Annotated in this window: 6 protein-coding genes; 2 read left to right on the top strand and 4 right to left on the bottom strand. The window is 48.5% G+C overall.

Features of this window, described 5'->3' with window-relative positions; all coding sequences use genetic code 11:
• Complete coding sequence (gene devC / locus QGP82_RS01645) at positions 1-1167, bottom strand: ABC transporter permease DevC (protein ID WP_163665639.1); 1167 nt, start codon at positions 1165-1167, stop codon at positions 1-3.
• A 48-nt stretch (positions 1168-1215) separates the two neighbouring features.
• Positions 1216-2406 (bottom strand): HlyD family efflux transporter periplasmic adaptor subunit, encoded by a 1191-nt coding sequence (locus QGP82_RS01640; protein ID WP_163665641.1) that lies wholly within the window; start codon positions 2404-2406, stop codon positions 1216-1218.
• 186 nt (positions 2407-2592) lie between these two features.
• On the opposite strand from QGP82_RS01640, the gene QGP82_RS01635 reads away from it, so the two are divergent.
• On the top strand, positions 2593-3741 hold the full coding sequence (locus tag QGP82_RS01635) for an acyltransferase family protein (RefSeq protein WP_163702651.1): 1149 nt from the start codon (positions 2593-2595) through the stop codon (positions 3739-3741).
• Between the two features lie 16 nt (positions 3742-3757).
• Here QGP82_RS01635 and QGP82_RS01630 read toward each other — a convergent pair whose 3' ends face one another.
• Positions 3758-5521, bottom strand: coding sequence for an MFS transporter (locus QGP82_RS01630; RefSeq protein ID WP_499056781.1), 1764 nt, complete (start codon positions 5519-5521; stop codon positions 3758-3760).
• Between the two features lie 38 nt (positions 5522-5559).
• On the opposite strand from QGP82_RS01630, the gene QGP82_RS01625 reads away from it, so the two are divergent.
• Positions 5560-6270, top strand: a complete 711-nt coding sequence (locus QGP82_RS01625; protein WP_163701796.1) for an aspartyl/asparaginyl beta-hydroxylase domain-containing protein — start codon at positions 5560-5562, stop codon at positions 6268-6270.
• A 74-nt stretch (positions 6271-6344) separates the two neighbouring features.
• On the opposite strand, the gene QGP82_RS01620 is transcribed toward QGP82_RS01625, so the two are convergent.
• Complete coding sequence (locus QGP82_RS01620) at positions 6345-13946, bottom strand: amino acid adenylation domain-containing protein (protein ID WP_499056779.1); 7602 nt, start codon at positions 13944-13946, stop codon at positions 6345-6347.
• Positions 13947-13950 lie beyond the last annotated feature (4 nt).

The raw sequence follows: 13950 nt of genomic DNA, 5'->3' as shown, positions 1-13950 counted from the left end.
TTATCTAAACAAATCGGCTGGATCAGCATCCTTGAGTTTTACCAGGGCAATAATGCTAGCTAAAGAACAGGTAATCACAGTCAAGATAAAAATAGTGCATATTCTTGCCACACTCATATCCATAGGCAGGCGAGTTTGGTTTTGAATAAATCCGAATAAATATAGACAAATAATAACGCCAGGAATAAATCCCAGGACTGCCATCATCACACTTTCCTGAAGAACCGTATTCATTAAATACCGATTGGTATATCCAATGGCCTTGAAAGTAGCGTATACCGAAATATATTCAGAGATTTGGGTAAATAAAATCTGGTAGATAATCACCCCACCAAATAAAGAACTCATCATTGCCACAGTATTAAAAATAAAGCCAATAGGAGACCCTGTATGCCAATATTGCTTCTCACTCGCCATGGCTTCTTCTTTAGTCAAAACTGTTAAACCGTTAGGTAAGATTTCAGCAATTTTTTGTTTGACTTCCTGGGGATCACTTCCTGTTTCTAAGATAACAAGACCAATGTTGACTTGAGAGATAGGATGATTAAATAGGTGCGAAAAGTTCAGATCACTGGTCACCATGATGCCATTGGCAGATAAAATGCCGCCACCCAGAGAAAAGAGACCGGCAATCTTAATTTTCTTATCTGCCGCTTCTGTGATGAAAGATCCCTGATCTTCGAGGTTCTGAATAATTGGCCCATATCCAGACTGGGAAAGCTGATCATACAGGTAGGTATTGGCCTGGGTAATGACATTCAATTGCTGATTGATTTCAGACAAATTAAACGCAGACTGATTAGGATCAAAGGCGAATATAAGAATTACTTTTTTAGCTAGTGTCTGGGGATTTCTGAGGCCAGCAGACTTGAAATAAAGTGGACGACTTGACGCTACTCCCTGGATAGCGGAAATCTGAGACAAGACCCTTTTGGAAAAATTCTCTGCTCTGAGTGCCCAAAAGTTTTCTGCTTGATCAGATTGAATAAATAGATCCGCCTGCAATGCTTTATGAATTGTCACTGCATCTTCAAAAATACCATCCCTTAGTGCCGTAGCCACAAACATCAGGACAACAGAAAGAGTGACACTAAGCAGACTGATAAACAGGCGAGACTTTTTGTGGGTTAATTGTAGCCATGCCTCTGAGTCGAAAATATTCATCATGGATTGAGCGACTCAATTACTGATAAAGAGTGAACAACAATATAGTCACTATGGGGTTTGGATGGTAACGTCAGCCTCCATATGAATAAATTGTTCTACTTTTTGGCTATCAGATGGGTCCAAGCGAATCTTCACTTCAAAAACCCTGGCGTCAATTCCTAAGGCGGGATCATTATTAAAGATTCCTTTCTGGTCAATTTGAGGTGAAATTTGTTCCACTGTTCCTTGTAGGGCTTCCATCAGGGCACTAATTTTAACCGTTGCGGTTTGTCCAGGTTTGAGCCTGGAAATATCGGTCTCGTAAACCTCCGCCAGAACGTACATGGCTTGAGTTTGCCCTAACTCCAGGATGCCATCGTCAAATTTCACTCGCTCACCGGCCTGGGTATGGATTTTCAAGACACGTCCAGCGACTGGCGCTCGGACCCTAGCAAGCTCCACAGTGGCTTCTGCTTCTGCCACGGCGGCTGTCGCTTCCTCCAGCTCGGCTTGGGCTATGGTCACATCAACGGGGCGCACCTCGGTCAATTTGTCTAAGGTGGCGCTTTCACGGCGAATTTGTTGGGCGCGGGTGGATTGGATATTTTCTAGCTGGGCCTCGACTTCATCGAGTCGGGCTTGGGCAATTTCGAATGCTTCTTGTTTATCTTCCAGGTCAGCAATACTGATAGCTCCTTCATTGTAGAGGGTTTGAAATCGTTGATAGGAGCTTTCTGCATTTACTAACTCAGCTTGCATACGAGTAATCAGCGCCTGTTGCTCAATTACTTCGGTACGTACTTGAGCTTCTAGATTGGCAATCTGAGCCTCTTGAGCGGCTAGATCCCCCAATTTCGCGTCTCCCGCTAATATTCCCTCTAGCTGAGCCTGAGCCACAGCCATTCTCTTTTCGGCCCGAGTTAGACTGGCCTGTTGCGCATAGAAAGGGTCAAGAAGAGCTAGCACTTGCCCTTGAATGACAGTTTCCCCTTCTTGAACCTGGAGCTCAATTACTCGAACATCAGCTAACTGGCCTGCACCAGAAATGTTAATAACACCATCCTTAGGAACAATTCGTCCTAATGCGGCAATGGTGGGAGATGGAGTGTCAGGGGTTTCAATGGTCTCCAACTCCGTTTCCTGTGCCTGAGAGGTTCGAGATATTACCTGATTATAAATAGGCCAGGCAAGTACCGTGAAAACGATTAGCACAATGGCCCATTTATATTTTCGCAATATCACCAGTGAATTAAGCTGCATGATGTCAGTTGGTCTATATCTACACGCGTCGGAAGCTACAAAATCTACGCTAGCAACTGACGGGGCTTTTAGTCCGTTATTACCGTACTTTCTTTAACGTTAATAATCTTGCATAATGGCAGAAATATATTTTTATGTCAGTTTTGAAATGATATTAATTTGACTGACGCTTAGCATCAATGGGCAATGCGACACTACGACTTTGACTGGATCAGAACGGTTGTTATTCTTAATCTCATTCCTCTACACGTGGTCTGGTTGATGTTGTTTATCCCAGGGTTTTCACAAGTAGAGACAGCAAGTATGACAGCCTTGCTCTTGAAACTTTACATTGCCTTAGTGTCATCGTGGCATATGCCTCTTCTATTTTTGATTGCAGGCTATAGCGCAGCGGTCTCTTTAAGCAAACGATCAATTCGTGATTTTTACAGAGAACGGATTCAGCGACTTTTAATTCCCCTCGTTATATTTATGGTAACGTTGGGACCGATACAACGGTATCTTTGGCCTAACCATCTAGTCCCTCGTAATCTCACTGATTTTTTCATACATTACTTGCCCTTGCACATGGGGACAATTTTGCTGGGGCCTTGTGGTTCACGGTTGGGGCCTCGGTGGGAACATCTGTGGTTTCTTGCCTATCTCTTGGTGATGAGTTTCACTGTTCTAGTCGTCTTAATTCGATTGTCTAGGGCAACTATCATGGCGATGGCAAACTTGCTGTATCGCCATATTATTTGGCTACCGATGCTCGGTTTTGGTGGTGCCATGGCAACTTTAGGATATGTGTGGCCCTTGTTTGACTGCCAAACTCTGTTTCAGGACTGGGGACATTTTGTCTATAACCTATGGGCGTTTGTGATTGGCTATCTGATGTATGCAGACTCCCGTCTGGGCAAGGCTATCCAAGCCAAATCTGGTTTGTTTTATAGCCTATTCCTGGTCAGTTTACTGGCACGCTTATTGCTGTTGAGCCAATACCAGGAAAACTTTTATGGAGATACGTCTGATCTGGGGCTATACCTGCTGCGTTCTGCTATAACGGGGGTTCATACCTGGAGCGCGATCGCATCAATCCTGATTCTTACCCGCCGTCATCTGGCCACCATAACCAATCCCTTCCTGAAATACATGGGTCAGGCTTCATTACCGATTTATATCGTGCACCATCCTCTGATCGTGATTTTGGGGCTCTATATTCCTAAACTAGGACTCAGCATCTTTCCCGAATTCTTAGTGTTGACCATTTTGACTACCCTATTCACCTTCCTAACCTATGAGTTGCTAATTAAACCCTGGTCCTTAGTTCGCATGGGCTTTGGCATGAAACCATAGGGAGAACAAAATTTTCCTAAAGCCGCTGCGGTAAACTCACACCAAAAATCCAGTTACCTGGTGCTTGAACATCATCGCTATAGAGAAACTGAGCAAAGATGGTTTCAAATTCTTCCTGGCAAAGATGGCCATCCTGGTTGAGATCTAGAGTATGAAATGCTTCTTCCAATGCTTCTGTCCGAATGCCATAGGCCTGGTAGAACGTGCGCAACTCATCTATAGCCACCCGGCCATCTTGGTTAGTGTCAATGACCTGAAGAAAGAGATCGGCAAAGTCATAATCCACCTCTTTCTCCAACCAATGTAGCCATTCAGCCCGATCAATACATTGATTGCCATCACGATCGGCCAGCTGTTGCAACATTTCACCAAACCCCACTAAGGAAGCCTGCAAAACCTCATATTCCGATGTTCCTGGGGACCAACCACGAAGTTTGGCCAAGGCCTGCCCCGCTTGTCGAAAATCTTTGAGTTCAATGGTGCCACTGTTATCAAGATCCAACAGTTCAAACAAATGTATTAACTTCTGTTGACGACGACGACGCATGATCGCCGAGAAACGGGAATGGGTAACTTGCTGCCAACAAAGAATGACCGCAACGGCAATTAAGGCTGAACCAGTCCAGTAGGGCCAATTTTCTCCCAAGCTTCCAAACAAAAAACCGGCCCAAACGGATCCTAAAAAGGTAGCTAAGCCAATCACAGACTGCATCAAGCCCAGGGTCTTACCCTGTTGTTTCGCCCCAGCTAACTGACTGAGTAAACTGGCCAGTACTGGATTGCCTAATGCTTGGGCAAAAATTGTCAATAACAGCGCTGCCAGTAACTGAGGAACATTGTTTGCAAAGGGAATCAGCACAAGCCCCAGGGCGGCCATCGCAGAACTCCATAGGAGTAACTTAATCTCTCCCACCCAACGGGTGAGTCGACCGAGCAAACTCAGTTGAATGATGGCAATGGTTAAACAATAGAAAATCAGCAAATAACCAAATTCCTGGGCTCCCCAACCAAAACGCCATTCACACCACAGGGCAAAAATAGCTTGAATGCCAATGCCACCGAAAAAGGTGATAAAGGTTAACGTGATCAGCATGCCAACCAATGGACGTTGGAGAACTTGCTTAAGCTCAGGGAGCAATTGAGCCAGGGGATGCCGGTGCTGAACTGCTGGCTTGAATCTTATGGGCTTCACTTCGGGCAACGCGCCAAAGGCCGCACAAAATGTTACCCCGGAAGCAATGGTGGCGGCTAAAGCCGGTAAACGAAAATTTGGACTGGTTGAGTCACCACCGATCAAAAGTCCGGCAATCACAGGGCCAATCACAAAACCAATCCCAGCTGCAGCGCCTAGAAATCCTAATTTCTTAGTGCGCTCTTCAGATGTGGTCAGGTCTGAAACATAGGCTTGAGCAATCACCATGCTGGCACTGCTCAAGCCCCCTAGAATACGGGCCATAAACAACATCCATAAAGTGTTAGCAAAGCTAAGCCACAAAAAGGATAAAGTTGTCCCCGCAATGTTGAAAAGAAACGCCGGACGACGGCCGATGCGATCGCTCAAACTGCCCCATAAGGTGGGTGCAAAGGTCAACATCATAGGAAATAACCCCAGCAAAATGCTGATTGCCAATGGAGACGCATCCAGGGATTGGGCATAGAAAGGCAACAGGGGAAGCACGATGCCAAAGCCCAGAAAGTCCATTAAGATACTGGCCAGTAGGACTACCAAAATCTTAGTTTCGTTTCCCTTTTGAATCGTTTGAACCATTGATATGCCCATGGGTTGTCTCTAATGTTTTCCTAGCAAGGATTTATCAAATGAAAAGGTTTTATTATACTGTGCATACGACTCTCTCTCGACTGAGATTAACTGAGCTGGTAAATCGATATTTCGATTTATTTATAGGGGGAGACAGTCGTCCTGTTTTCTTTAATATTGATCAAACCTGCCCCGAATTAAGAATTGTAGATAATGCGCTTAATGAGATTTATGCAGAGCTTTTAGATTTGTTGCCAGATCAGAGCCAAATACCTAAATATCATGAGGTTGATCAATATCAAACCACCATCTCCCAAGGGAGTGATCCTCAAAAAAGTTGGCGGACCTTTATTTTATTCTCCTTAGGAGAAAAGCCACTGAAAAATCGACAACGATGTCCTAAAACCGTGGAAGTAATCCATCAAGTGCCGGGGCTAGTACAGGCTATGTTCTCCATTTTGGATCCAGGGAAAAGTATTCCCGCCCACGAAGGCCCTTCCCGAGGATATTTACGTTATCATCTGCCTTTAATCGTTCCCGATATAAATCCGCCAACAATTTACATCAAAGATCAGCCCCACACCTGGCAAAAGGGCAACAGTATTCTCTTCGATGATACCCATGTACATCAGGTTCATAACAATGCCTCCGAAAGCCGAATTGTTCTGATTTTGGACATTCTGCGTCCCATGCCTTGGCCTGCTCATATTGTTAACCTAGGGGTACTTGTATTTGCTAGATATACGTATGCCAAACGTCTTAAATTTTAGGCACGGATTACAGGGAAGATTCACGATTCAGACCTCATAATTAATTTGCAAGAAATTGAGCTGTGACATGGGGGTTAAAGCGAAATATAGGACTTCAGGTAATGGGTGATTGGAGTTATCTGATCGGCTTCTCTCAAGAGACTAAAGTGATCTCCAGAAATAGTAAATTGTTTGAAGTCCCCTTGGATAATTTGCTCCCAACGGATCTGTTCCCAGCTCAGACTAGCTGAATTTCGGACTCGCTCCGAGATTTTATCTGAAGCCTGTGTCACAGATTCGCCAGCACTGATGAGTAATGCTGATCCACCATAGGACTGGGGACGATATTGGTGTAGGGCCAGCACATTAGCCTGAAATACTTGCCAGAGATGCTCTAAACGGTGAAACGTCACACCGGGAGGCAGAAGCTGGTGCTGCTGGCTGAACTCAAATGCCTGGGCAAGGGACATGGGAGAAGTTTGAAGGATTTGTAATGGGGAGGGTAAGGGTTGCCCCATCTGTCCAGCCAAGTCTTTGAGTAGCTCCATCAACAACCACCCCTGATTGAATTCTGGGTGATTCATTGGGTCATTTTCCCCACCAGTGACTATATTTGGACAGTAGAGGTAACTATCAATCAAACCTAATAACGCTACCGTTTCCCCTTGCTGGCTAAGCTGCTGCGCCATTTCATAAGCAACAACGCCCCCCATGGACCAACCCACCAGATGATAGGGGCCCTGGGGCTGAACCGTTCTAATTTCTTGGCAGTACGTTGCTGCCATGGCCTCAATGGTGGTCAACGGTTGCTGTTGCCCCATCAGCCCCAGGGATTGGAGGCCGTACAGGGGATAGTCTGCCCCTAGCTGCTGACTCAGGGCGGCATAGCAAAAAACATTTCCACCGATGGGGTGGATACAGAACAGCGGTGTTTTGTTCCCTTGTGCCTGAATCGGAACTAGAACCGTATCTGAAACGTTATCAATCCCCCCATCCCGCTCAAGATACATGGCCAACTGTTCAATCGTGGGAGATTGGAACAGGATAGCCAAGGGCAGATCGGCCTGAAATTCTTGCTGTAGCCTGACCATCAGCTGAACTGCCAGGAGGGAGTGCCCGCCCAAATCAAAGAATGTACTCTGCACACTTATGGGGCGAATCTCCAGGATTTCTGACCAGATTTTGGCCAGCCGCAATTCAATCGGCGTGCGGGGTGCAATGTAGGTTTGGGAGGAGAGAGACTGTGCTAAAGCCCCATCAGGAGCCCTTAAGGCATGGCGATCTACTTTTCCGTTAGGGGTGAGTGGCAGGGTATCCAAGGGGACTACCAACTGAGGGACCATATAGGGGGGTAAGGACTGTTTCAGATAGTCTTTTAAGGCACTGGTCTCAATCGCTCCATTTGTTTCATTTTTTGCTTCATTGTCTGTCTCGTTACTGATAGCCTGGACAACAACATAGGCGATCAATGTCGAGTGACCCAGGGAATCAGTCTGGGTAACAACAACACATTGCTGCACCTGGGGGTGGCTATGGAGCACCGCTTCAATTTCCCCTAGCTCAATACGAAAGCCACGAATTTTTACCTGGTCATCCAGACGACCCAAATAGTCAATATTGCCATCAGGGCGATACCGCACACGATCGCCTGTTTTATAGAGTCGTCCTGTGCCAAAGGGATGGGGTATAAAGTTCTCTTTTGTTAATGCTGGCTGGTTTAGATAACCTCGGGCCAGTCCGGCTCCGCCAATGTACAATTCACCAGGAATGCCCATGGGCATCGGTCGATGGTGAGCGTCCAGGACATAGGTTTGGACATGGGCCAGGGGTCGCCCTATGGGTACTTCGACTAACCGGGTTCCTTCAGAAGTCTTATTGGTGGAAAAATTGTAAGTGGTGGCCACAACGGTGGTTTCTGTGGGGCCATAGCTATTGATCAGCTGGGGAAACTGCCCGACATTTTGCTGCCAATGGTTAACCTGCCTGGGGTCTGCCCGTTCTCCTCCAATAATGACTAACCGCAGAGGCTGCAAAGATTGGGGGATAAATTGGGAAACCAGTTGATGCCAGTAGGCCGTGGGTAAATCGAGGACGGTAATTTGCCAGTTCTGGCATTGGGACCAGAATCGGTCTAAAGCCAGCATTTCCTCAGTTCTTAGCACCAGGGTGGCTCCGACGCTCAAGCAGGGATAAATTTCTTCGACAGCAGCATCAAAGCTAATGGAGGCAAACTGTAGTACCCGGTCTGTGGGGGAAAACCCATAGGTGGTGATGGCCGTTTGGGTAAAGGCTATCAAGGCCTGGTGCTCAATCAAAATGCCCTTAGGTTGGCCAGTGGAACCGGAGGTATAGATGACATAGGCCAAATTCTCAGCACCCACCTGACTGATGGGATTGTTAGAGGGGCAGGTGGCAATGGTTGACCAGTCGCTATCTAAACACACCGTTTTTGCCCCGTGGTCTGGCAATGCTGTCAGCAAATGGTGCTGGGTCAGCAGAAGAGATAGGCCAGTATCCTGTAGCATAAAGGCAAGGCGAGCTAGGGGATTGGTGGGATCGATGGGAACGTAGGCTGCGCCAGCTTTGAGGATGCCCAATAGCCCCACTACCATGTCGAGGGAGCGGTCTATACAAATGCCCACAAGGGTTTCGGGACCTATGCCCAAGTCTTGGAGATAATGTGCTAGCTGGTTAGCTCGCTGGTTTAAGGCTTGATAGCTCAGGTGTTCCGATTCCAGGCTGACGGCGATCGCATCTGGTGTGCGTTGCACCTGGGCCTCAAACAGGTGATGAATACAGTCGTAGGTCTCTCGGGTTTGAGCATCAGAGACCAACTCACTGACTAACTCACTATGGGCACCACTCCATTCCATCAATAGCTGGTGTCGTTCTGGCTCCGTCAGGAGGGATAGCTCACTGATGGGGCTGGATGCACTGGTCACCATGCCCTGCAGCAGGGTGATAAATTGCTGGGCCATGCGCTCAATGCTGTCGGGGTTAAATAGGTCGCTGTTGTATTCCCAATGGGTGACCAGGGCAGGGGTGGTGTCTGTGATCGACAGGGTGAGGTCAAATTTTGCGATCGCACTATCCACAGCCAGAGGCGTCAGGGTAAGTTCCGATGGGCCAGCGGGCAACGAAGCCAGGGGAGCAATCTCAGCATCCAGGGCAAACATCACCTGGAAAAGGGGAGAATAGGCCAGGCTACGCTCAGGCTGTAGGGCTTCCACGATTTGTTCAAATGGCACAGTTTGATGGTCGTAAGCCTCCAGGGCCATCTGTTTCACCCTGGTTAGAAAGGCAACAACCGTATCTGTTTCATCCACACCAAGGCGAAGCACCAGCGTATTTACAAAAAAGCCGATCAAAGGTTCCAGTTCAAACCGCTGACGATTTGCCACAGGGGTACCCACTGCAATATCCCGTTGCCCACTGTAGCGATGGAGCAGAAGTTGGAAGGTGCCTAGCAACAGCATAAATAGGGTGACATCCTGCTGCTGGGCAAAAGCACGCACCTGCTGGCTTAAGTCTGGCGGCAAGCTGATCCTATGGGTCCGCCCCTGAAATGTTTGGACGGCAGGACGGGGGCGATCGGTAGGCAATTCTAACAACGGTGGTAGATTGGCCAACTGTTGTTGCCAGTAGCTTAACTGGGTGGCTAAATCTTCCCCCTGTAACCACTGGCGCTGCCAGAGGGCATAGTCAGCATATTGAATTTTTAACGGCGGCAGGGTCGCAGGTTGGCCCTGGGCATAGGCTGTGTAGAGGGTGCTCAGTTCCTGAATCAGCACCTGCATGGACCAACCATCGCTAATAATGTGATGTATTGTTACCGCTAGCACCGCAGCCCCGTCATCGAGATTGACTAACGCCATCCGTAGTAAGGGACCTTGTTCCAGGTCAAAAGGTTGTTGTGCCCTTTGCAACAACCAATCCTCCAGGGGAATCTCCAACGTTGGGATAACCACTAACGGAATTTGCACTGTAGGCTTAACCACTTGCCTGGCCACACCCTCAACAACGGGAAATCGAGTACGCAGACTCTCGTGACGATGCACCAGGGTATCCAGGGCCCGTTGCAAAGCGGCGGCATTGGGTCTGCCACTGATGCGAACGGCTGCAAAAATGTTATAGATGGCCAATGGCTCCGCCTGTTGTTGTACCTGATTTTCCTGCTGCTCCAGCTGAGCCAAAAACCATAATCGTTCCTGGGCAAAGGAGAGGGGGATAGGAGAGTCATTCTGGGATCGAGGCGTAATGGGAGGGACAGACCGAGAAGGGTAGGCAGCCTTATCCAGAGCAGCATCCAGGGCATCTATAGTAGGAGATTCAAACAGGGTGCGCAGGGGCATTTCCAGATCTAATGTGCTACGAATACGAGCAACTAACTGGGCCGCAAGGAGAGAATGACCCCCCAGGTCAAAAAAGCTATCGTGGAGACCAATGGTATTAATGGGTCGGGATAACACATCAGCAAAGAGACTGGCCAGGTGTTTTTGTCGCTCTGTAATCGGGGCAATATAGGTGGCTGCGGGACTCGCTCCATCAAATACAGGCAGGGCCTGACGGTCAATCTTGCCGTTGTCAGTCAAGGGGAATGCGGTAAGAGACATGATCCCTGTTGGCACCATATAGTCAGGCAAATGCTCCTTCAAATAGGCTTTCAGAGCATAGGTATCTATATCGCCCGTCTCTGTTGCATCAGTCTCTGTTGCGCCAGAGTTTAGATCGCTATTGGGCACCATATAGGCCACCAGACAGGGATCGCTAGAGGCATTGGCCTGGGAAATAACAATACATTGTTGTACTTGCGGGTGCTGACTGAGAACCGTTTCGATTTCACCTAGCTCGATGCGAAAACCGCGAATTTTTACTTGATGGTCCAGCCGTCCCAGATACTCAAGACTGCCATCGGTGTGATACCGCACCCAGTCGCCTGTTTTATACAGTCTCCCTGCTCCAAAAGGGTTGGCAATAAATCTCTCTGCCGTTAGCTCTGGTCGATTGAGATAGCCACGAGCAAGACCGGCACCACCAATGTGTAATTCCCCTGCCACCCCAATGGGCACTGGCTGTAGACCATGATCCAATACATAAATTTGAAGGTCAGCTAAGGCTTTACCAATGGAATTACAAGATTGTTGTGAGTGCTCAGCCGTTAACGCTTGATGGGTAACATGGACCGTTGTTTCGGTGATGCCATACATGTTGATTAATTGGGGCTGATTCTCACCATGGCGATTAAACCAGGGTAGGAGACTTTCCACCTGTAGTGCCTCACCGCCAAAAATGATGTAGCGCAGCCCAAGGGAATCAACAGCGTGGTCTTGATCAACCTGCATCAATTGCTGAAAGGCTGAAGGGGTTTGATTAAGCACTGTGACCTGATGACGCACCAATAAATCATAAAAGTCTTGGGGAGAGCGACTCACCCAATAGGGCACAATCACCAAGCGACCACCGTGGCATAATGCCCCCCAGATTTCCCACACTGAAAAATCAAAGGCATAGGAATGGAACAGGGTCCAACAGTCTTGTTGATTAAAGTGATAAAGGTCCTGGGTAGTCCGTAATAAGCGAATAACATTGCGATGGGGAATGATTACTCCCTTAGGGTTGCCAGTGGAGCCCGAAGTGTAGATCACATAGGCGAGATTCTCGGCAGTCCCATTTCTGGGAAGATTCTCTGCAGGATACTGGGCAATTTTCGATGTATCATCCTGCCCACAGTTATCCAAACAGACTATCTTGCCGTTATAGTCTGAGAACAACTCCAGATGCTGGTTTTGAGTCACCAGAACGTTCACCTGTGAGTCCTGAAGCATAAACTGCAGACGTTGGGACGGATAGGTGGGGTCCAGGGGAATATAGGCCCCACCCGCCTTCAAAATTGCCAACAGCCCTACCACCAGGTCTATTGAGCGCGACATACAGAGACCCACTAATGACTCAGGGCCAACTCCCAGGCTGCGGAGATAATGGGCCAGTTGATTAGCCCGATTGTTTAACTGGCGATAGCTGAGTTCTTCTCCCTCAAACACCAGTGCGGTGGCATCGGGTGTGCGGGTGACCTGGGCTTCAAATAGCTTATGAATACAGGGATAGGCTTCTATCTCTGGAGGCACAACCGCAGGCTGATTCCAGTCCACTAACAATTGATGCCGCTCCGTTTCACTAAGCATGGGCAGAGCGCTCACCGGTTGGGATATATCTGCCACCAGGCCAGTCAACAAGCGCTCAAAATGGCTGGCCATCTGTTTAATGGTGGTAGTTTCAAATAGATCACGGTTATACTCCCAGGTTGCCATCAGCCCCTGGTCTGTCTCACGGATTGAGAGAGTTAAATCAAACTTTGCGATCGCAGCATCCACAGACAACGGTGTCAGACTCACCTGATCCAAAGCCAATGTTGTTAGCGGAGTATTTTGCAACACAAACATCACCTGGCAAATGGGGGAATAGGCCAAACTGCGTTGGGGTTGCAACGCCTTCACCACCTGTTCAAAGGGCACATCCTGGTGGGCATAGGCCTCTAATGCCATCGCTTTCACCGTTTGCAACAGCTCGGTACCTGTGGCGGTCTCATCAATGGGTGTGCGCAGCACCAGGGTATTCACGAAGAACCCTAGTAATGACTCCAACTCAGGACGCTGGCGATTGGCAATGGGGGTGCCCACCAGGATATCGGGCTGACCGCTGTAGCGATGGAGCAGAATCTGAAAGACTGTTAATAACAACATAAACAGGGTTACCCCCTGCTGCTGGGCCAGGTCTCTCACCTGGGCACTTAAAGCAGGAGACAGATGAACCGTGTGGGTGCACCCGTTAAATGCTTGCACTGGGGGACGGGGATAATCGGTGGGCAATTCCAACAAGGCTGGAGCCTGGGCCAGTTGTTGTTGCCAATAGTCCAAATGCTGGTTAAGCCTGTCTGTTTGTAGCCAATGGCGTTGCCAGCAGGCATAATCCACATACTGTAGGGAGAGCGGTGGCAGCTGGGGGGATTGTTCCTGGCTATGGGCGCGATACAGGTGGGCTAATTCCTGGCTAAAGCAGCCCATGGACCACCAGTCCCAAATAATATGGTGCAGATTTAACACCAACAATGCGTCGGTGGGCGATCGCTGCATCAGGCTGGCCTGCACCAGTGGCCCCGTGGCTAAATCGAAGCACCTGGCAGCTTCTTGCTGAATCCAGGTTTGCAGACCTGGGGCAAGGTCGGCAACAGAGTTTAGGGGGGCAGGCTTGTCATTCTGAAAATCTGAAGTTGTTTCCCCATGGGGCCAGTTTTCCAGAGAAAGGGGCCAGAAACCGCTGGCATGGATCACCTGTCTGGGTTCACCATCAATGGATTTAAAGGTGGTGCGCAAAATCTCATGGCGCTGCACTAGCGTATTGAGTGTCTGCTGCAGTGCATCAATCTTTAATGGCCCCTTCACCTGCATCACCACCAAAAAGTTGTAGGTGGGGCTGGGACCTGCTAACTGATCCACTAACCAGAGCTGTTCCTGGGTCCAGGAGAGGGGGAAATGGTTGGTGGTGCGATCGCAGGACCAGATCGGCAAATTAGCCGGGTCAATCCCTTGCTTTTGCAGCAGCGTAAGCACAGCATCACGCTTTTGTGGCGGTAGATTTGCGAGCCGTTTGACAATGTTCTTGATGGTGGCCTGTTGCTGAAGCTGATGGTTCTCTGGCATGGGT

The organism is Leptothoe sp. LEGE 181152, assembly GCF_032906605.1.
GTDB classification, from domain to species: Bacteria; Cyanobacteriota; Cyanobacteriia; order Phormidesmidales; family Phormidesmidaceae; genus Leptothoe; species Leptothoe turfae.
This window is presented reverse-complemented; position numbering and strand designations above follow the sequence as displayed.